The sequence below is a fragment of the Delftia sp. RIT313 genome (genome assembly GCF_000632165.1).
Taxonomy (GTDB): Bacteria; Pseudomonadota; Gammaproteobacteria; order Burkholderiales; family Burkholderiaceae_C; genus Comamonas; species Comamonas acidovorans.
Genome location: NZ_JFYT01000013.1, coordinates 77,052 through 97,560, shown reverse-complemented (window position 1 = coordinate 97,560; position 20,509 = coordinate 77,052). Strand labels below are relative to the sequence as shown.

At 68.3% G+C, this 20,509-nt stretch carries 17 protein-coding genes; 10 read left to right on the top strand and 7 right to left on the bottom strand.

Annotation, left to right across the window (positions count from 1 at the left end):
* Nucleotides 1–44 precede the first annotated feature (44 nt).
* The 5 genes from BW39_RS03180 (at nt 45) to BW39_RS03160 (ending at nt 6,708) form a co-directional block, all read left to right on the top strand.
* A complete protein-coding gene (locus BW39_RS03180; RefSeq protein WP_043819714.1) occupies nt 45–2,618 on the top strand; it encodes a DUF5682 family protein in 2,574 nt (857 codons plus the stop codon).
* Nucleotides 2,615–3,847, top strand: a complete 1,233-nt coding sequence (locus BW39_RS03175; RefSeq protein WP_043819713.1) for a VWA domain-containing protein — start codon at nt 2,615–2,617, stop codon at nt 3,845–3,847. Before BW39_RS03180 ends, BW39_RS03175 begins: the two co-directional genes overlap by 4 nt.
* A 128-nt stretch (nt 3,848–3,975) precedes the next feature.
* Complete coding sequence (locus tag BW39_RS03170; protein WP_043819710.1) at nt 3,976–4,953, top strand: DUF808 domain-containing protein; 978 nt, start codon at nt 3,976–3,978, stop codon at nt 4,951–4,953.
* A 307-nt stretch (nt 4,954–5,260) separates the two neighbouring features.
* Entirely contained in the window at nt 5,261–5,869 is a 609-nt protein-coding gene (locus BW39_RS03165) for a hypothetical protein (RefSeq protein ID WP_013801522.1), read from the top strand.
* Nucleotides 5,870–5,901: 32 nt separating this feature from the next.
* Nucleotides 5,902–6,708 (top strand): hypothetical protein, encoded by an 807-nt coding sequence (locus BW39_RS03160; protein WP_043819708.1) that lies wholly within the window; start codon nt 5,902–5,904, stop codon nt 6,706–6,708.
* Nucleotides 6,709–6,742: 34 nt separating this feature from the next.
* Here BW39_RS03160 and BW39_RS03155 read toward each other — a convergent pair whose 3' ends face one another.
* Nucleotides 6,743–6,997 (bottom strand): hypothetical protein, encoded by a 255-nt coding sequence (locus tag BW39_RS03155; protein WP_043819707.1) that lies wholly within the window; start codon nt 6,995–6,997, stop codon nt 6,743–6,745.
* A 292-nt stretch (nt 6,998–7,289) separates the two neighbouring features.
* On the opposite strand from BW39_RS03155, the gene BW39_RS03150 reads away from it, so the two are divergent.
* Nucleotides 7,290–7,490 (top strand): hypothetical protein, encoded by a 201-nt coding sequence (locus BW39_RS03150; protein WP_043819759.1) that lies wholly within the window; start codon nt 7,290–7,292, stop codon nt 7,488–7,490.
* A 124-nt stretch (nt 7,491–7,614) separates the two neighbouring features.
* Here BW39_RS03150 and BW39_RS03145 read toward each other — a convergent pair whose 3' ends face one another.
* From BW39_RS03145 to BW39_RS03125, 5 genes are all read right to left on the bottom strand, one after another.
* Complete coding sequence (locus BW39_RS03145) at nt 7,615–8,235, bottom strand: glutathione S-transferase family protein (protein ID WP_034396003.1); 621 nt, start codon at nt 8,233–8,235, stop codon at nt 7,615–7,617.
* A 117-nt stretch (nt 8,236–8,352) separates the two neighbouring features.
* Entirely contained in the window at nt 8,353–9,867 is a 1,515-nt protein-coding gene (locus tag BW39_RS03140; RefSeq protein WP_043819705.1) for a hypothetical protein, read from the bottom strand.
* A 279-nt stretch (nt 9,868–10,146) separates the two neighbouring features.
* A complete protein-coding gene (locus BW39_RS03135; protein ID WP_043819704.1) occupies nt 10,147–12,618 on the bottom strand; it encodes a TonB-dependent siderophore receptor in 2,472 nt (823 codons plus the stop codon).
* Between the two features lie 103 nt (nt 12,619–12,721).
* Nucleotides 12,722–13,759 carry a FecR family protein gene (locus BW39_RS03130; protein WP_043819703.1) on the bottom strand — a complete coding sequence of 346 codons (1,038 nt, stop codon included), beginning with the start codon at nt 13,757–13,759 and terminating at the stop codon, nt 12,722–12,724.
* Nucleotides 13,756–14,271 (bottom strand): sigma-70 family RNA polymerase sigma factor, encoded by a 516-nt coding sequence (locus BW39_RS03125; protein WP_043819702.1) that lies wholly within the window; start codon nt 14,269–14,271, stop codon nt 13,756–13,758. The genes BW39_RS03130 and BW39_RS03125 overlap by 4 nt, the downstream gene beginning before the upstream one ends.
* Before the next feature lie 230 nt (nt 14,272–14,501).
* Here BW39_RS03125 and BW39_RS03120 point away from each other — a divergent pair, with 230 nt between their 5' ends.
* The 4 genes from BW39_RS03120 to BW39_RS03105 all read left to right on the top strand — a co-directional run bounded on the left by BW39_RS03120 (nt 14,502) and on the right by BW39_RS03105 (nt 18,987).
* The gene (locus tag BW39_RS03120) at nt 14,502–15,116 is read left to right on the top strand and encodes an OmpW/AlkL family protein (protein ID WP_013801530.1); all 615 of its coding nucleotides are present in this window, start codon (nt 14,502–14,504) and stop codon (nt 15,114–15,116) included.
* Nucleotides 15,117–15,504: 388 nt separating this feature from the next.
* A complete protein-coding gene (egtD, locus tag BW39_RS03115) occupies nt 15,505–16,563 on the top strand; it encodes an L-histidine N(alpha)-methyltransferase (protein WP_043819700.1) in 1,059 nt (352 codons plus the stop codon).
* Nucleotides 16,550–17,848, top strand: coding sequence for an ergothioneine biosynthesis protein EgtB (gene egtB / locus BW39_RS03110; RefSeq protein WP_013801532.1), 1,299 nt, complete (start codon nt 16,550–16,552; stop codon nt 17,846–17,848). The genes egtD and egtB overlap by 14 nt, the downstream gene beginning before the upstream one ends.
* Before the next feature lie 86 nt (nt 17,849–17,934).
* The gene (locus BW39_RS03105) at nt 17,935–18,987 is read left to right on the top strand and encodes a hypothetical protein (protein WP_043819699.1); all 1,053 of its coding nucleotides are present in this window, start codon (nt 17,935–17,937) and stop codon (nt 18,985–18,987) included.
* Nucleotides 18,988–19,050: 63 nt separating this feature from the next.
* Here BW39_RS03105 and BW39_RS03100 read toward each other — a convergent pair whose 3' ends face one another.
* Nucleotides 19,051–20,340 (bottom strand): O-acetylhomoserine aminocarboxypropyltransferase/cysteine synthase family protein, encoded by a 1,290-nt coding sequence (locus tag BW39_RS03100; RefSeq protein ID WP_043782476.1) that lies wholly within the window; start codon nt 20,338–20,340, stop codon nt 19,051–19,053.
* Between the last annotated feature and the right edge of the window lie 169 nt (nt 20,341–20,509).

The following is a 20,509-nucleotide window of genomic DNA, read 5'->3' as shown; positions in this document are numbered from 1 at the left end:
AGTCCCGCACCGCTGACCGACCGCACCCTCTGCGCATCCCCTGTATGGCCACCTCTGCCAATCCGCTTCATTTCTTCGGCATCCGCCACCATGGCCCGGGCTGCGCGCGCAGCCTGCTGCAGGCCCTGGAGCAGCTGCAGCCCGACTGCCTGCTGGTGGAGGGGCCGCCCGAGGGCGAGTCCCTGCTGCCCATGCTGCAGCATGCCGACCTGCAGCCGCCCGTGGCCATGCTGGTCTATGTGCAGGACAGCCCGGCCCATGCCGCCTTCTATCCCTATGCCGAGTTCTCGCCCGAATGGCAGGCCCTGCAATGGGCGGCGCGCCAGGGCGTGGCCACGCGTTTCATCGACCTGCCCCAGACCCACCGCATGGCGCTGGACATGGCCGAGCAGGAGCGGCGCCGGGCCGAGGCGGCGGCAGCAGATGCAGCTGATGCAGGCGCGGATGCGGCCGACGTAGGCCAGGATGCCGACACCGGCTCCGATTCCGTCGCCGCTGCGGCAGACGGCAGCCAGCTCCAGAGCAATGCCGCCGAGGCCCTGGACCGCGACGACACCACGCAGTCCGTGCCGGCTGCCGACTTGGCCGTCGATCCCTCGGCACCGTCCCCGCAGGACTGGCACGATCCGCTGGACCTGCTGGCCGAGGCCGCTGGCTACCCCGACGGCGAAAGCTGGTGGAACCGCATGGTCGAGGAACGCGGCGACGGCGCCACCCTGTTCGAGGGCATTGCCGAAGCCATGACCGTGGTGCGCGCCGAGCTGCCCAACGAAGTGCGCGGAGAACGCCATGCCCAGCGCGAGGCGCTGCGCGAAGCCTGGATGCGCCAGTGCATGCGCGAGGCCGTCAAGGCCGGCCACCAGCGCATTGCCGTGGTCTGCGGCGCATGGCATGTGCCTGCCCTGCAGGCCCAGGTCACCGCCAAGGCCGATGCCGCCACGCTCAAGGGCCTGCCCAAGGCCAAGGTCCAGGCCACCTGGGCGCCCTGGACCTACCGCAACCTGTGCTCGTCCAGCGGCTATGGTGCGGGCGTGGATTCGCCGGGCTGGTATGAACACCTGTGGCGCTGTTCCGAGCCTGTGCCCGAGTCCTTGCTCCAGCCCGCCCCTGCTGCCGACCCGGCACGCGCCAGCACCCAGCGCACCGTCGGCTGGCTGGCGCGCGTGGCCCATCTGCTGCGTTCCAAGGACCTGGACTGCTCCAGCGCCCACATCATCGAGGCCACGCGCCTGGCCGAAAGCCTGGCGGCCCTGCGCGGCCACGCCAGCCCCGGCCTGCCCGAGCTGGACGAGGCCATCGTCACCGTCATCAGCATGGGCGAGCGCACGCCGCTGCGCCTGATCGAGCGCGAACTCAGCGTGGGCGACCGCATCGGCGGCGTGCCCGCCGACGTGCCCCAGGTGCCGCTGCAGCGCGACATCGAGCAGCAGCAAAAAAGCCTGCGCCTCAAGCCAGAGGCGGCCGCCAAGGTCCTGGCCCTGGACCTGCGCAAGGACACGGACCGCGACCGCAGCCACTTCCTGCACCGCCTGCGCCTGCTGGGCATAGAGTGGGGCAGCGTCACCACCGACCAGCAGCGCAACCGTGGCACCTTCCGCGAAAGCTGGCAGCTGCAGTGGGAGCCCGAGCTGGCCGTGCGCATCATCGAGGCCAGCCGCTACGGCGGCACCCTGGTGCAGGCCGCCGCCGCCAAGGTACGCCAGGCGCTGACGCCCGAGACCCCGCTGCCCGAGCTGGCCAAGACCATCGACGACGCCCTGCTGGCCGACCTGCCGCACCTGGTCGATGCCCTCATGCACGACCTGGCCGACCGCTCGGCCAGCACCGGCGATGTTTCCCAGCTCATGCAGGCGCTGCCGCCGCTGGCCAATGTGCTGCGCTACGGCAGCGTGCGCCAGACCGACACCCAGGCCCTGGCCACGGTGATCGACAGCATGGCGCTGCGCGCCGCCATCGGCCTGCCCCTGGCCTGCATGGCGCTGGATGAAGACGCTGCAAGACACATGCAGGCCACGGTGCTGCAGGCCCACGAGGCCCTGCGCCTGCGCGATGCCGAGGAGCCGCGCGAAGCCTGGTTCGGCGCCCTGCGCAGCATTGCCATGGGCGACGCGGGCGCCGCCTTGCTGCGCGGCGCGGCCTGCCGCCTGCTGCTCGATGCCCACCGCTTGGACAGCGAGGCCGTGGCCACGCAACTGGGCCGCAATCTCTCGCTGGGCGTGCCGCCGCTGGACGCTGCCGCCTGGCTGGACGGCTTTCTCAACCGCCAGGCCCTGGTGCTGCTGCACGACGACGCCATCTGGGGCGCCGTCGATGCCTGGCTGGCGCAGCTGGGCGAGACCCAGTTCACCCAGATCCTGCCCCTGGTGCGCCGCAGCTTCTCGGCCTTCTCCAACCATGACCGCCAGAGCCTGGGCGAGAAGGCCCGGCGCGGTCAGGGCAGTGCAGCCGTGGCGGCCGCATCCGCAGGTGCCGCGGGTGCCGCAGGTGCGGCAGGCGATGGGAACGACGGCGCCTGGAACGAGGCGCGTGCCGTGCTCGCCATTCCCGTACTCGATCAACTGCTGGGCCTGAACCTGCCCGCGCAACCGCTGACCCGCCTGCAGGAGGCCCAGCCATGAACACCGCTGCCACCGTGAACGATGCATCCATTGCCGGCGCCGACCCGCAGGAGACCGCCCTCCAGCCCACCACCCGCCTGCAACGCTGGCGTCTGGTGCTGGGCCAGCCGTCCGAGGCCAGCTGCGGCGGGCTGGGCCCCAAGGGCAGCTCCATCGACGAGATGGACAAGGCCCTGGCCGCGCTCTACGAAGAGGACAACAAGGACGGCGGCCTTTCGCGCCGCGGCGGGCGGGGCAACTCCTCGCCCAGCGTGGCGCGCTGGCTGGGCGACATCCGCAAGTACTTTCCCAGCCAGGTCGTGCAGGTGATGCAGCGCGACGCCATGGAGCGCCTGAACCTGCGCGAACTCATGCTCCAGCCCGAAATGCTGGAGCATGTGCAGCCCGACGTGCACATGGTGGCCGACCTCATCTCCCTGGGCTCCGTCATCCCGCAGAACACCAAGGAGACCGCGCGCATCGTCGTGCGCAAGGTGGTGGACGACCTCATGCGCCGCCTGGAGGAGCCCATGCGCAGCGCCGTCTCGGGCGCGCTGGACCGCAGCCAGCGCAACCGCCGTCCGCGCCACTCCGAGATCGACTGGAACCGCACCATCCGCGCCAACCTGCGCCACTGGCAGCCCGACTACCGCACCATCGTGCCCGAGACCCTGGTCGGCTACGGCCGCAAGGTCCGCCGCCCGCAGCGCGAAGTCATCCTGTGCATAGACCAGAGCGGCTCCATGGCCAACTCCGTCGTCTACTCCAGCATCTTCGGTGCAGTCATGGCCAGCCTGCCGGCCGTCAGTACCAAGCTGGTGGTCTTCGACACGGCGGTGGTGGACCTGACCGACAAGCTCTCCGACCCGGTGGATGTGCTCTTTGGCGTGCAGCTGGGCGGCGGCACCGACATCAACCGTGCCGTGGGCTACTGCCAGGGCCTGATCAGCGAGCCGCGCAACGCCATCGTCGTGCTCATCTCCGACCTTTACGAAGGCGGTGTGGAAAGCGGCCTGCTGCGCCGCGCCTCCGAACTGGTGGAGTCGGGCGTGCAGTTCATCACCCTGCTGGCGCTCAGCGACGAAGGCGCCCCCGCCTACGACGCGCAACTGGCCGCCAAGCTGGCCGCGCTGGGCGTGCCCTCGTTCGCCTGCACGCCGGACGCCTTCCCGCAGCTCATGGCCGCCGCCATCCGCCGCGACGACGTGGCTGCCTGGGCGGCAGGGCAGGGCTTCAAGACCAGCAAGTGACGCACGGCCGGTCGGCCCCGTGACCGGGCTGGCCGCCGGGCATCTCCTACATGGGCAGGACATGCCCAGGCCCCATGATGGCGCCCAGGCAAAAAGAAGTTCCCCGAACAATTCACTGGAGTAATGCGATGGCTGGTGCTGGTTTGCTGATGCTGCTGGACGATATTGCAGCGATCCTGGACGACGTGGCCCTGATGACCAAGGTGGCGGCACGCAAGAGCGTGGCCATGGCCGACGATGTGTCCGTCATGACCAAGGTGGCCGCGCAGAAGACGGCTGGCGTGCTGGGCGATGACCTGGCCCTGAACGCCCAGCAGGTCACGGGCGTGCGGGCCGAGCGCGAGATTCCCGTGGTCTGGGCCGTGGCCAAGGGCTCGCTGATCAACAAGGCCATCCTGGTGCCTGCGGCGCTGCTCATCAGCGCCTTCATTCCCTGGGCTGTCACGCCGCTGCTCATGGTCGGCGGCGCCTTTCTGTGCTTTGAGGGTTGCGAGAAGCTGGCCCACAAATTCCTGCATTCGCCCGAGGAAGATGCCGTGGAGCGCGAGCGCCTCACCCAGGCCAATGCCGATGCGGGCGTCGATCTCGTCGCCATGGAAAAGGACAAGATCAAGGGCGCCGTGCGCACCGACTTCATCCTCTCGGCCGAGATCATCGCCATCACGCTGGGCACCGTGGCCTCGGCGCCGTTCGGGCAGCAGGTCGCCGTGCTGGCGGGCATTGCCCTCATCATGACCGTGGGCGTCTATGGCCTGGTGGCCGGCATCGTCAAGCTCGATGACCTGGGACTGTGGCTGGGCCAGCGTGCCAGCGCTGCGGCCCGCGCGCTGGGCCGGGGCATCGTCGCCGCCGCGCCCTGGCTGATGAAGGGGCTGTCCGTTGCGGGCACGGCCGCCATGTTCCTGGTGGGTGGCGGCATCCTCGTGCACGGCGTGCCTGCGCTGCACCACGCCGTGGAAGGCCTGGGCGAGGCCGTGGCCCAGGGCGCGCTGGGCGGCCTGTGGCGCGTGCTGGCCGTCAATGTGCTCAACGCGGTGGCCGGCATCGTGGCCGGTGCCATCGTGCTGGCGGCTGTCGAAGGCATCAAGCGCATGCGCCGCCGCTGAGTCGCGGCAAACATCGCCGGCCGGCCCTGCAGCCGGCAAGGCACGCCACGGGGGCCGGACGGCCCCCGTTTGCATGGAATTTTCGCTTTGGCGCATCGCATTTGACTGTGGGCGCAAGCACGTGCATTTCCCCTGGAACTCCGCAAGGCCAGGCGTCCTCCTGTCCCTTGGCGGCGGCGCAATGCGTTTGCGCCTGCCGGCCGCCGAGGCTCCGGGAGCGGCCCATTGCCGCAGCGGAGCCGTTGTCGGGACCGGGCGGCTGAATTCGCATCCGCACCGGTCCCTGGGTGTTCATCAGGGGGACTCCATGATTTCCAACCTCACCAAGGCCAGCGTGCTGCGGTCCGTCATCGCCGGCTGCACGCTCGCGCAAGCGGGCAGGGCCGAGAAACTCAGCACCGAGCGCGCGCGCACGGCGCTCAACCGCATCTGCGAGCTGCTGCATCTGCCCAACGACCTTGCCGCCATCCACGCGGAGCCGCAGCTGTACCTCGAATCCCTGGCCCACTTCGAGAGCCTGCCCCAGTTCGAGCTGCGCACGCCGCTGGTGGCCAAGCTCAAGCAGGTGCTGGGCCTGCGCTCGTCCAGGCAACTGACGCCGGCCGTGCTCGCGCAGGTCAGCGCGTCACAGCTCATCAACCAGGGCGTCTCCATCATCGCCCTGGCCGATCTGCAGGAGTGGCTGCTCAAGCATGACCTGTCGCTGATGCATGGCCCGCCCATCACGGACATCGACTTCAGGGAGGCCAGAAAGGCCATTGCCTTGCTCGACGCCTTCGACTTCGACACCGAATCGCTGGAATGGCAAATGAATCACCTGGCCCGCAAGCGCGGCCGGGCCAGGAGCCGGCCTGCCCCGGCTGCCTGCGCAGTGGAATCCCTGCCTGCCGTCAGCACCACAGGGGCTGCGCCCTAATATCGGGGCTTCCCAACAAGGCCCGATACACCATGAAGCTCTCCTTGCTTGCTGCCGCGGCTGTGGCATTGCAACTGCTGGCGCCGGCGCCTGCCCTGGCGGCCGACGACATCGTGTTCAAGGACAGCGCCGGCCGCGTGCTCAGGCGCAGCGACCTGGACAAGGCCGATGGCCGCTTCAGCTGGGAGCTGCCCTCCGCCACACCCGTCAGCCAGGCCGCGCGCGATGCCCATGCCTTGGGCCGCGCTGCAGGGCAGAACGGCGATTACCGCGCCGCCCTGGCGCATTTCGAGACCGCCTCGAAGCTGGCGCCCCGCTGGCCCTATCCCGTCTACGACGCTGCATTCACCTACCTGCTGCAAAAGGACTTTGACGCGGCCTATCGGCATTACCGGCGCGTGGATGCACTGGCGCCCAGGGGCTTTTTCACCGCCAAGACGGCCGTGCACAGCCTGCGCATGGAGCGTGACGGCAAGCTCCCCCAAGGCACCTACCTGCGCTACCTTGCCCTGGAGTGGGAAACCGACCGCGACAAGACGCGCCAGGCCGCGCTGGCCATGACCCGCGAGACGCCCGGCTTCGCTCCCGCCTGGAAGACGGCCGCCCATCTGGAGGACGACCCCGCAAAACGTCTCGCCCTGCTGGACAGCGGCCTGAAGGCCGGCCCCGATGCCGAGACCCGCGGCTTTCTGCTCCTGAACAAGGCCATGGTGCTGCGCGAACGCAACCAGATCCCAGAGGCCATGGTGATGCTGGGAGAGCTTGCGTTAGACCCGCAGTCTCCGCTGGATGTCGAGGCCCTGGCGCGGCACACGCTGGCGCAGTGGGCGCGGCCTTGACGCTGGCACCTGCACATTCCGCCCTGGAGCCCGCTCAGCGCAGGGCGAGCTCCACGGCCTCCGCAGACAACCCGTAGGCCTCCACAAAGACCTCGATGCGGTCCTGTGTCTGCGCGTTCACAAACGTCTCCATGCCCACGCTGTCCATCTCCCCTGACAGCACCTGGCCCGTATTCACGGGGCGGGTATCGAGCTGCTGCGCCAGCACGCAGCTGTCCTCTCCCTCCGGCTGCAGGCCGATGAGCCCTGTCTGGTTGTTGATGGCAATCACCCTGGCTTGTCTTTGCATGCTCCACCCTGTCGTCTGAATCCGTCGTTTCTGGAATGGCGAAAAGGCGCCGCCTTGTGCAACACCCCTGCCTGTCCTGGCGACTGTAGGCAAGGCTTGGGGACGGCGGTAGAGGCCCGGGGCTTGGTGGACTGCCAAGAAAAATTTACGAATGGTTTTCGGAGATGCTGAGTTTTCTGTTGAATGTGGCGGATGTGCCGAGGCGGTTGCAAGGCGCTTTGACCCGGCGACCTGGAGTGGATGCACTCGACGCGGCATCTGCTGTGCGATGGCCATGCATGGCGAGGAAGGCATGAAACCTTCCGAAGCGCTGGCTTTGAACCGTACCGGGATTCGCCATGTGGTCAAGTCCCACCGTGCGACCCTGATGGATGAGGCCGCCATCCAGGAGGAACTGCAGCGCCTGCTGGGCATGTCGGTCGATGGGCTGACGCCCAGTGCCTTGCCGGAGGCCTTCCGCAGCCAGGTGCTGGCCGAGGCGCTGCCGATGTGAGCAAGGCATTGCGCGCCAGCGTTTCTTCCTGATGAATCGGCAAGTGAACGGCATCTGCCGCAAACCTGCGATAGATACCTGACCAAGCACCTTCATTGAGGGTATCGCGGGCAGCCTCCCCCTCTCAGCTCCCCAGCGCCCCGCGCACGGCAGCGCGCTCGCCCATGCGCTTGAAATGCGCCTGCACCTTGGGGAAGCCGGCGATGTCCACGCCGTCGCCTTCCAGCCAGCCGGCAATGGTGAACAGATAGGCGTCGGCCACGGAATAGTCCGAGCCCAGCACCCAGGGGGCATCGCCCAGGTAATGGCGCTCGATCACGCCAAAGCATTCGGCCATGTTGGCTGCCACCTTGCGCTGCATGGAGGCAATGGCCGCTTCGTCATCGGCCCAGCGGCCTGCGCGGCGGCCGTGGGCGTGGGCCACGTGCACGGTGGAGGACAGGTAGCTGTGGAAATCCTGCATGTGGGCAAAGGCATACGCATCGTCGAGCGGGGCGAGCCGGGCTTCGGGGAAGCGGCGCGCAACGTAGGCCAGCAGGGCCGGCGTTTCGGTGAGCACGCCGCGCTCGGTCACCAGGGCGGGCACGCGGCCCTTGGGATTGATGGCCAGGTATTCAGGGCTGCGCTGCTCGCCCTTGGGGAAGTCGAGCTTGATGACTTCGTGCGGCGCATTGGCTTCGATCAGGGCGATGCGGGTGGCCAGGGCGCAGGTGCCGGGCGCGTAGTAGAGCTTGAGGGTGGTCATGAAAGAGACGGGCAGGAATGGGATACGTGCAGATTCTGCAGCCGGCGCCGATGGCCGGGCCGGCCCTCCAACTTAGTGCGTATCGCACGGCCGTGCAAGCGGCATCTGCGTCTTTGCTTATGCCTGCTCGGCATTCCAACGCACGGTGCGTGCGGGCAGGTCAATGTGGATGGTGTGGCGGCCGCCGTCATGCAGTAGCAGGTCCAGCTTCCCGTCCTGGCCATCCACGAACGTGATGCCTTCAATCATGGGTGCGTCGATCAGGTCGTTGCAGTCGAGCGCGATCCAGGCATCGGTCTGCAGATCCAGCAGGCGCAGATTGGGGAAGTCGGGGTCCTCGCCATATTCGACGCAGGCCACCATGGCCCAGGGTCTGGAGACGGCCACGGCCGTGAGGGTGCTATCCGGGCTCTGCGCGCAGGCGCGCGCCTGCAGGGCATCGAGCAGCGTGGGCATGTCGTCCAGCATGTGTGCGTAGGGAGACTCGGGTGGCACGGTGCGCACCGGCTGGGTGGCGGCCTTGGCGCTTTTTGCGCGTTTGGCAGGCTCTGCCGTTTGGGTGCTGCGCCGGAGGCCCGCTGGCGGAAGGTGCTGGATTTTGCCGCCCGCAATGCCCAGTAAGACACCGCATTCGCTCACGCTCAGATGCCTGTAGTTGCGGCTGCTGCACGGGGTTTCCCAAAGCGGGGTGCCGGTGTCCGGGTCCACGGCGACAAGATAGGCCCGCTCCATGCCGTCCTCGTGCCTGTCCTGTATTCCATAGAGGGCGCCGGCATGGCATTGCGGCGCGCTGACATGGGTAGGCGACAGGCACGGTCCGAAACGGTTGCTGCAAATGTCATAGCCATACATGCCCTGGCGTGCAAAGCAGAAATAGACCACGCCGTCACGATGTGCTGCCCGCTGGGCATGCACATGCCGGCGCTCATCGTCAGGTTGAACGGGAGGTGTGATGGCCAGGACTTCGCCGCTGCAGGGATGGATGCGAAGCCAGGGTGCATCGATGTCCACGTGGTCTCTGCTGCCGGGGCCGAACACGGCCCACGCGCCTGCAATGGCGGGCGAGTACAGGTTGCGCGCACTGTCCACCCACAGCACATGCTCGGTGTGCCCGTCGGTTTCATGCCAGCGCCGCAGCTCCGAGCGCTCAGGGTGGACGATCCAGCCGTAGACCGCCCCCTCCAGCACAAACACACCCTGCAGGCCCAGCGCCAGCGTGCTGCCCTGCCAGTTGCGACGGTCCAGCAGCAGATAGCGGCCCTCGGGACTGCTCTCTTCCATCGCGACGAGCCAGCGATGCGCGTCCAGCTCCACGGGAACGGGCCAATGCCTGGCCTGCATGCCCGGCACGGCATGGAAGTCGAACAGGCATTCGCCGGTGCGGGCATCAAGCACCTGGTCGCAAAGCATCAGATGTCGCTCGTCCACGAACCACGACATGCCCTCGCTCTCGCGCATGCGGTGGTCCCAGAGCACGTTGCCGGTGGCCACATCAACGGCGCGCAGAAAGGACGTTGTGCTGTCCCCCTTGTTGCAGTACTCGTAGTAGAGCCGGCCATCGACCACGCTCATGGCGGTGTCGATGATGAAGATGCTCTTGTCTCCAATGGCCTGGGATTTGCCGTAGTGCATGCGCGCCTTTCAAAGACCTGATTGTCGCCAGCAGAGCGCGGTGTGGACTGGGCGAAATGTCAAGTCGATGGCGTCGTGCGCGCCTGAACCAATGCAGCTGCGGCGGCGCAACGCCATCCGATCCAGACGAGCAGGTCCGCGATGCGCTGTGCCGGATGGAAGCCGCACCGAGCGTGCTGCAGATGCATGCCGAGTGGGCTGTCTGTTGCTGTCCGCCAGGCGTTGTTCCAAGAGCGGGGGCTGCATTGCTCCCGCCCTGGCGGGCAGCAATGGCGGCACTCAGAACCGATAGGCCGCAGCCACACGCACCTCACGCCCGAAGCCCAGCGCGCAAAATTGCGCGCCGCCACGGAAGGTGTTGCATTGCGTGCGGTACTGCCTGTCGGTGAGGTTGCTGAGGTTGACCGAGAAGCGCCACGGGCCGGTGGTGTAGGCGGCCATGGCGTCCCACAGCGTGTAGGCGTCGTTCATGGGGGTCTTCACGCCGTCCATGGGCAGCTCGCCAGGCGTGGCGCTGATGTGGCGCAGGCCCAGGCCCAGCTCCAGGGCGCCGCGCTGGTACTTGCCCCACAGCGATGCGGCATGGCGCGGCGTGGCGCCGGGGCGCGCGCCGATCTCGATGGCGTTGTTGCTGCGCGTGACCCTGGAGTCGAGGTAGGTATAGGCCGCAATGGCCGAGAAGCCTCCGCCGATCTCGCCCTGGGCCTGCAGCTCCAGCCCCCGGTTGCGCACTTCGCCGGTCTGCACGTCGAAGCGAGGGTTGAGTGTGGATGGCGTGCGCACATTGCGCTTGCGCAGGTCGAACACGGCGGCGCTGAGCGTGTAGCCGGCCGATGGCGGCGCGTAGCGCAGGCCGGCCTCGAACTGGCGCGCGGTCTCGGGCTCGTAGGGCCTGCCGTTGGCGTCGGTGGCCGTGACCGTGGTCAGCGGCGGCTGGAAGGAGTTGTTGAAGGACACATAGGGAGCCAGGCCGCTGGGCGCCAGGTAGATCAGGCCCAGCCGCCCGGTGACGGCGCTGTCGGTGCGGCGCACGGTGGTGACGGCGAAGGGCGCGTTGGCTGCGGCGCGCGCGTCGTAGTCGGTGTCTATGCGTGCGCTGTCGCGGCGCAGGCCGGCGCTGAGCACCCAGCGCTCGCCGAACTTGATCTGGTCCTGCACGTACAGACCTGCCTGGTGCGTGCGGGCCAGCGCGCGGTCGCTGAGGTAGTTGTCATTCCAGTTCGGCGCGATGTGGATGGGGTTGACCAGGTCCAGCGGCGCCACGGCGCCGTTGAGCGAGTAGATGCGCCAGTCGAGCCTGGAGCGGTAGTAGTCGAAGCCCACGGCCCACTGGTGCGAGACGGCACCCGTCCGGTGGCGCCCTTCGATCTGCGTGTCCATGACCCAGGTCTGTTCGGCGTCGGGCCGCACCATGGCCAGGCGTGCCATGCCGCGCTGGTCGGCCGTCAGGCCCCGGTTGCGCATCTCGCGCCGGTCGTTGCGGCCGTCCAGGTAGCGCAGGTTGTTGCGCAGCGTGAGCTGGTCGTTCAGGCGGTGCTCCAGCAGCCAGCCCACGCTGGCATTGCGCTTGTGGTGGCCAGATCCCGGTCCGCTGACGTTGATGTCCGTGGCCGACCAGCCCGCAGGCGTCTGGCGGTAGTAGGGGATGACGAAGCCGGTTTCGTCCTCCTGGTACTGCGCCAGCAGGGTGAGGCTGGTGCGCTCGCCCAGCAGTGTGAAGGAGGGGGCGATGTAGCTGCGATCGGCGCGCAGGCCATTCCACTGCGTGCCCGATTCGCGCTTGAGCACGGTCAGCCGGGCCAGTGCCGTGCCCTGTTCATTGATGGCACCACCGATGTCGGCCGTGAGCTGGCGCCGGTCGTGGCTGCCGAATTCCACGCCCACTTCGCGCTGCATGCCGGCGCGCGGGCGCTTGGTGACGGCATTGATCAGGCCACCGGGCGCGGACTGGCCGTACAGCACCGAGGCCGGGCCGTGCACGACTTCCAGCCGCTCCAGCCCATATGGCTCCAGGTTGGTCATGAAGCCGTTGTGGACCATGCGCATGCCGTCGCGGTACAGGCCCGTGCCGGTCAGATAGAAACCGCGCACGGCCACGTCGTCATCGGTGACGCCGTAGTCCATGGGACGCACGCCCGCGCTGTAGCGCACGGCCTCGGCCACGCTGGAGATGGCCTGGTCGCGGATCTGGGCCTCGCCGATGATGCTGACCTGCTGCGGCGTCTCCAGCAGCGGCACATCCATCTTCATGGCCGAGGCGCTGCGGCGCGGCGCGTAGCCGGGCACGGCGCCCCAGGCGCTTTCATGCTCGGCATCGGCCAGCACGTTCACGGTAGGCAGTGCATGCTCGGCCGCGGCCCCGGGCCGCGCACGGTGCACGGCCCAGCCGCCTTCGGCCGTGCGCGTGGCCTGCAGCTGGTGCGGGGCGAGCAGGGCGGCAAGCCCTTCTTGCAAGCCGCGCGTACCGCTCAGCGCCGCCGACTGTCGGCCCTGGATCAGGGCTGGATCGAACGAGAGGGTGATGCCTGCCTGGCGCGCAAGGCTGTGCAGGCTGGTCTCCAGATCACCGGCCGGCAGGTCGAACCGGATGGACCTGGCATCCGGGGCGGAGCCCGGGCTCTGGGCCAGAGCGGTCGCTGGCAGGCCCAGCGTGATCAACAGGCCCAGCGCCAAGGCCTGCGTGGCCAGGGCCGTGGGGCGTGTGCAGGAGGGCGGATGGGCAGCGTGGCGGGTACTGGGCAGGCTGGGCATGGAGGCAGTCCTTGAGAAGCGGCAAAGGAAAAAGCGATGTCTTTGCTCCTATGCCGAACGGGCGGTGTGAAACCCGTAATGACTGCCTGAAAAAAATTCCGGATCAGGCTTTGACCAGGCGCATGACGCTGTGGGCACCGCTGGCCGCACCTTGTCCGCGCTCCACACGCACAGGCAGCGTGCGGGCAATGGCGGCCAGCGCACGACCCGCCGGATCCGGCCCGTCCAGCTGGAATACGCCTGAAACATGCAGGGCAGCCACGTCGTCGGCGCATTCCATGGGAATGCCGGTCTGGCGTGACAGCTCGGTCATGAAGGCGTCCAGGCGCATGCGGCGGGCGACAAGCACGCCGTCGGTCCATGCGTCGGGCACCAGGCCTTCGTCGAGCAGGCGAACAGGGCGGTGCTGGCCGGCGTGCAGCACATGGGTTTCGCCGGAGGTGGCGACGATTGCGTCCAGGGGGTCTGGCGCAGTGCCGTCCAGCGCTCTGACATGGATGGCCACGCGGCCCTCGGTGACGTACAGGCGCGTGGCCGTGTCCGGGTGTTTTTCGTGGCGCACGCCGAAGCTGGTGCCCAGGGCCTCGAAGCGGGCCAGCGGCGTTTCCACCCAGAAGGAGCGTCGGCCCGCGAGGGAGCGCGGGTCGCTGCCGGTGTCGATGAAGATCTCGCCGCGTGCCAGGCGGACCACGCGGCGCAGCAAGGTGAAATCCACCTGCACCAGCGTGTCCGGTGCCAGGTGCAGGCGGCTGCCGTCGGCCAGCAGGGTGCTGCGGCGCTCACCGATGGCCGTGCCCAGCGCGATCTGCTCGCGCGGTGCAGCCCAACGCCATGCCATGGATCCCAGCAGCAGGGCCGCGGGGCCCAGGAACAGCAGCCGCTGCAGGCTTGCGCGCCGGCCTCGCGCCGGACCTGGACCAGCGGACCGCAGGACGCCGTGGGCCAGTCCCGCCTGGCCGGCGGGCAGGGCGAACTGGGCCTCCACCGCCTGGACCTGTTGCCAGGCCTGTTCGTGCGCGGCGTGGCTGCTGCGCCATGCCTGGCAGGCGGCGCGGTCGGCATCGGTGGCCGTGCCGGAGGCCAGCCGCACGGCCCAGGCAATGGCCTGTTCCAGCGCCTGGGGGGCCTGGTCTGTGCTCACGCCGTCAGTTCCTTGCGCAGGGAAAGGCAGTGGCGTATGGCGGTGGCCATGTATTTTTCGACGGAACTCAGGCACACGCCCAGCTGCAGGGCGATTTCCGGGTAGCTCAGGCCTTCCAGGCGAGAGAGCAGAAAGGCGCTGCGGGCCTTGGGCGGCAGGCCGGCCAGCAGGTTGTCCATGCGCACCAGGGATTCGATCAGCAGATGGCGCTCCTCGGCCGAGGGCGCCAGCGGCTCGGGCAGGCTGGCGATGGCGTCCAGGCAGGCGCGCTCCAGCGCGGCGCGACGGGTGTGGTCCACGACCAGGCCGTGGGCGATGGTGGTGAGCCAGGCGCGCGGCTCACGCACGCCATGCAGGGACTGGGGCTTGCCCAGCACGCGAACGAAGGTGTCCTGGGCCAGGTCGGCCGCATCGCAGGGATTGCCCAGCCTGCGCCTGAGCCAGCCCACCAGCCAGCCGTGGTGGTCGCTGTAGAGCAGGGCGATGTCGGGGTGCGAAGGCGCGGCGGCCATGGGGCGGGTTCCTGGGAATGCGGATTTGATAATGATTCGCATTCTATTTGAGCAATGGCTGCAGCCTGCCCGCAACTGGCCCGCCGCGCAATGCGTTGCATGCATCCAACGCGATCCGGCCATGCGGGGCTGCGCACCTTCGGGTTTGAGCTAGGACAAGATCGGCCACGTCCGCCCCTGATGCAATACAGCTACGGGATTTGCCCCGGGCTACTCCAAGACTCTCCATCATGAAAAGAACTCTGCTCGCCGTTGCTGCCGTTTGCGCCCTGTCGTCGGGTGCCGCGTTTGCGCAGCAGGCCGAAGGCCCCTGGATGGTGCGCGTGCGCGCCGTGAATCTGGACAGCGCCAACAAGGACAGCACGGGTCTGGGTCTGTCGATCAACAACAAGTGGATGCCCGAACTGGACGTGTCCTACTTCTTCACGCCCAACATCGCGGCCGAGCTGGTGCTGACCTACCCGCAAAAGCACGACCTGCGTGCCAACGGCCTGGGCCAGATCGGCAGCCTCAAGCACCTGCCGCCCACGCTGCTGGCGCAATACCACTTCACCAATTTCGGCGCCTTCAAGCCCTACGTCGGCGCCGGTGTGAACTACACCCGCTTTTCGAGCGTGAGCTTCAACCCTGCCGTGCAGGCCGCGCTGAACCCCTCGATCAAGAAAAACAGTTTCGGCGGCGCGCTGCAGATCGGTTTCGACTACGCGCTGGACAAGAACTGGTCGCTGAATTTCGACGTGAAGAAGGTCTTCATTGAAACGGACGTGAGCTCCGCCGGCACCAAGGTGGGCACCTTCAAGGTGAACCCGGTGCTGGTCGGTGTGGGACTGGGCTATCGCTTCTGATCTCCGGATCATGAGTGAGGCACGCGCTGCTTCATCCGGCAGCGCGTAGTGAGGCAAGGATGGGTACTTGGTCCGGTATGCCGTTCGCGGCATACCGGATTTTTTTCGTCCGGACTGGCGCTTTCGCCTGCTGCGGACATGCTGCGGCGCACCACCGTACAGGTCACGAAAAAATCACGCGCGGGGGAAACTGTCCTACCCGCATGCCATGGGCAGGCGCCTAGGCTGGTGCCTCGGCCTGCCGGTGCGAGTCTTGCGAGGCTCGCTTGCCGTTTGCAGGCGTCAGTCACCATTGGCTGTCCGCCCCTTGGCGACCGCGCCCTGCTGCAAGCCGGGATGCGGCATTCACCATGCTGCGGCGGGCGGCGCACAACGCGAGGCCCCCACCATGCTGTCTGCCCACGATTCGACCGTGTCTTCCTCTGCCCTGGCATCGCGCGCCCAGCGCGTGCCGCTGCCTTTGCCTTCGGCGCCGCGTGCGCCAGCCCAGGGCGGCAGGCGCGAGGCGGCCCCGGAATGGGCGGACCACGCACTGCGCGCGACCCGCGCCGAACTGCAGCACGGGCTGATGCAGCCCCAGGCCCAGGTCTCTCCCAAATACCTCTACGACGCGCGCGGCTGCGACCTGTTCGAGCAGATCACGCGGCTGCCAGAGTACTACCCCACGCGCACCGAGGCCGCCATCCTGGCCGACTCTGGCGCCGCCATGGCCGAGGCCCTGCGCGGCAGCGAGGTGCTGATCGAGCTGGGCGCCGGCAACTGCGAGAAGGTGCGCGCCCTGTGCCGCAGCCTGCGGCCACGGCATTTCGTGGGCGTGGACATTGCGGGCGCGTTCCTGCGCCAGTCCGTGCGGCGGCTGGCCGAGGAGTTTCCGCAGCTGCAGGCCCATGCCGTCACGGCCGACATCACCGAGCCGCTGATCCTGCCGCCCCATATCCCGCAGGCCGGGCGGCTGCTGTTCTATCCGGGCTCGTCCATCGGCAATTTCGACCCGGTACAGGCCCAGCGCATGCTGGGCCAGATGCGTGCCATGGTCAACGACGACGGCGGCCTGCTGATCGGCATAGACCTGCCCAAGTCCACGCAATGGCTGGAGCCCGCCTATGACGATGCACAGGGCGTGACGGCGCGCTTCAACCTGAACCTGCTCAGCCACGTCAACAGCCTGCTGGGCAGCGACTTCAACCCGGACGACTGGGAGCATGTGGCCTTCTTCAACGCCGAGCATTCGCGCATCGAGATGCATCTGCGCGCGCGCCGCCCGCTGATCGTGGGCTGGCCGCAGGGGCTGCGGCATTTCTCGGCCGGCGAGACCATCCACACCGAAAACAGCTACAAGTACCCGCTGCCCGAATTCCTGGGCATGCTGGCCTGCGCGGGCTTCGAGCCCTGCCAGGTCTGGACGGATGAGCGCCAGTGGTTTGCCGTGATCCATGCCCATGCGTGAAATGCCCGCCGTCTTCCGCTGGGTGCAGCGCTACGAGGCCGTGCGCCAGAGCACCGTGCTGCTGGCCGCGCCCCTGTCGGCCGAGGATGCCTGCGTGCAGTCCATGCCAGACGCCAGCCCGGCCAAATGGCATCTGGCGCATACCACTTGGTTCTTCGAGACCTTTGTGCTGGCCGAGCACGCGCCCGGCGTGCCGCCCTTCGATGCCGACTTTCGCGTGCTGTTCAACTCCTACTACCAGCAGGTGGGCGAGCGGCATCCGCGTGCGCAGCGCGGGCTGCTGACGCGCCCCTCGCTGGCGCGGGTGCTGGCCTACCGCGAGGCCGTGGACCAGCGCATGCTGCAGATGTTCGAGGACTGGGGCACGCAGCCGCCTGCACGGCTGGCCGCGCTGCTGGAACTGGGCCTGCAGCATGAGCAGCAGCACCAGGAACTGCTGCTGACCGACATCAAGCACCTGCTGTCCTGCCACCCGCTGTGGCCTGCGTACCGCGCGCAGGAAGAAGGCGTGCCTGCGCCGCAAGAGCCCGATGGATTGCCCCCGCCGCTGCAGTGGCTGACCGTGCCGCGCGGCATGCATGCCGTGGGCCATGCGGGCGAGGGCTTTGCCTTCGACAACGAGCGCCCGCGCCACGAGGTGTTCCTGCAGGGCTGCGAGATGGCGCAGCGGCCCGTGAGCAATGCCGAGTTCCTGCGCTTCGTCAAGGATGGCGGCTATGCCCAGCCGCAGTGGTGGCTGGCCGAAGGCTGGGACTGGCGCTGCGCGCAGCAGCTGGAGCACCCGTGGTACTGGCGGCGCCAGGCCGGCGGCGTGATGGACGGCATGTGGCAGGAATTCAGCCTGCATGGCGCGCTGGCGCTGGACGGGCGCAGGCCCGTCTGCCACCTCTCTTACTTCGAGGCCGATGCCTATGCGCGCTGGGCAGGCGCGCGCCTGCCCACCGAGGCGGAATGGGAGGCGGCCCTTGCCGCGCAGATGGCGCAGCGCCCGCAGCACGGCGAGCCGCCCGGCCCCGTGCACCCGCGCGCCATGCAGCCCGGCAGCCATGCGCTGGGCGAGGTCTGGGAGTGGACCCAGTCGGCCTACACCGCCTACCCGGGCTTTGTGGTGGCCGAGGGCGCGGTGGGTGAATACAACGGCAAGTTCATGGTCAACCAGTACGTGCTGCGTGGCGGCTCCTGCCTCACGCCGCCCGGCCATGCGCGCGCCAGCTACCGCAATTTCTTCCCCACCCAGGCGCGCTGGCAGATGACCGGCCTGCGGCTGGCAAGGGATCTGGCCTGAGCCTGCCCGTGCCGCGTTGCCTGGCATTGCATCGCGCGCCGGCGCATGCAGTAGCATCGTCGGCCTCAATGATCCGAGGGAGTTCCATGTTGTTGCGTTCGCTTGTTCTTGCCATGCCGCTGTCCCTGGTCCTTGCCGGCTGCGCCACTGCGCCGCCCCAGGCACCGGCGCCCAGCCAGCCACAGGACCAGCCCCGGCCCGAGGTGCCTGCCAAGGCCCCGGCCGATGCGCCGCACGCCGAACCCGAGGTCGCCAACCTCACGCCCCTGCCCAGCCTGCTGCTGATCGGCGAAGACGCTGCCGGCCGCTACTACTCCATGGTGGCCAAGGCCACCTTCACCATCGAGGCCGATGGCCGCCTGAGCCTGGCCGACCAGGGCGGTGGCCACGGCGGCGAGCCCATGGCGCCCCAGGCCGACATGCAGGACCAGAGCATGTCCACCGAATGCAAGCCCTATGGCGCCGTGGCCAACCAGCGCACCACCTGGTTCCCGTACACGGGCGTGTTCGTGCGCGGCGGCACGCTGGTTGGCGCCAGGGCCGACGGTGCGGACGTGGCCGCCAAGGCGCTCACCGAGCATGAAGGTGCCCAGATGCTCTACACGGGCAAGGATGCTGATGCCACCGAGTACTACTACGCGCCCTGCGTGGGTGCGCAGCGTGTATCCACGGGCTGGCGGCTGGACCGCTACCTGCCCGACGGCGGGCAACTGCGCGTGCGCGCCGATGCGCGCGGAGGCAAGGGCCATACACTGGAGCTGAAGATTCCCAAGCCCTTTGCGCCCTTCGTGCTGGTGCGCTACCAGTCGGGCGCCATGATTCCCGTGCCCATGCGCGCCGTGCTGGCCACGGTGGACCTGGCCGAGCGCCGCGTGGTGATGCAGTACCAGGGCACCTATGCCGTGGAGCCTGCCATCCGCAAGATGGAGCTGCGCCTCATCGTGCCCGGCAGCCGCCCGTCCGAAGGCGAGACCGCCGCGCGACACGCCGAACGCACCCAGGCCCAGCTGCGCGACCTGGCCCGCTGCGCCCCGCCCAAGGGCCATGCCATCGAGCCCTGCGCCAACCCGCAGCGCACGCCCGATCCGCTGATCTTCTACTCCTCGCAGCAAGTGCGGGAGCGCGCCAAGCGGCGCTGACAGGCCAGGGCCTGCCTGCAAGGGCCGGGCCGCCGCGCAGTCCGGCCAGCCCTTGCGCGGGAATCAGACCTTGGCCAGCGCCTGCTCCAGGTCGGCCAGCAGGTCGCTGATGTGCTCGATGCCCACGGACAGGCGCACCATGCCTTCGGTCACGCCGGCCTTGGCAAGCTCCTCGGCGTCCAGCTGGCGGTGCGTGGTCGATGCCGGGTGCGTGGCCAGGGACTTGGCGTCGCCGATGTTGACCAGGCGCGTGAACAGCTGCAGCGCATCCAAGAAGCGCGCACCGGCGGCGCGCGTGTCGCTGTCGCCGCTGCCGTTCCTGAGGCTGAACGAGAGGATGCCCGAGGCGCGGCCGCCCAGCTGCTTCTTCACCAGGGCGTGGTCGGGGTGGTCCTGCAGGCCGGCGTAGCGCACCCATTCGATCTTGGGATGCTTTTGCAGCGTCTCGGCGATCTTCTGGGTGTTCTCGCAGATGCGGTCCATGCGCAGGGCCAGCGTCTCTATGCCCTGCAGGATGAGGAAGGCATTGTGCGGCGACAGTGCGGCGCCGGTATTGCGCAGCGGCACCACGCGCACGCGGCCGATGTAGGCGGCCTCGCCCAGGGCCTCGGTGTAGACCACGCCGTGGTAGCTGACATCGGGCTCGTTCAGGCGCTTGAAGCGTGTCTTGTGCTCGGCCCAGGGGAACTTGCCGCTGTCCACGACGGCGCCGCCCACGCTGTTGCCGTGGCCGCCCAGGTACTTGGTCAGCGAGTGCACGACGATGTCGGCGCCGTGCTCGATGGGGCGCAGCAGATAGGGGCTGGGCACCGTGTTGTCCACGATCAGCGGCACGCCATGGGCATGGGCCACGTCGGCCAGGGCGCGGATGTCGGTGACGTTGCCCAGCGGGTTGCCGATGGACTCGATGAAGATGGCCTTGGTCTTCTCATCGATGTGCTGGGCAAAGCTGGCCGGGTCGCGCGGATCGGCAAAGCGCACCGTGATGCCCTGCTGCGGGAAGGTGTGGGCGAACAGGTTGTAGGTGCCGCCGTAGAGCGTGCTGGCCGAGACGATGTTGTCGCCGGCCTCGGCAATCGCCTGGATGGCATAGGTGATGGCGGCCATGCCCGAGGCCACGGCCACGGCGGCAATGCCGCCTTCCAGCGCCGCGACGCGCTTTTCCAGCACGTCGGTGGTGGGGTTCATGATGCGCGTGTAGATGTTGCCGGCCACCTTGAGGTCGAACAGGTCGGCGCCATGCTGGGCACTGTCGAAGGCGTAGGCCACGGTCTGGTAGATGGGCACGGCGGCCGACTTGGTGGTGGGGTCGGGCGAGTAGCCGGCGTGGACGGCCAGGGTTTCGATGCGCATGGAAGATTGCCTTTCTGGTGACGGCTTACGCAAGAAGGGCACGGGCGGGCCATTTGCCATGGGGAGCGGCGCGTTCCCGCATCCTGTTTGCGTAAGTCCTGAGGTTTTACTAGCGGAGGACGGTTGGCATTGTGGCGTGCCGGCCTCCGGTGCCCAACGATGCGTTGGT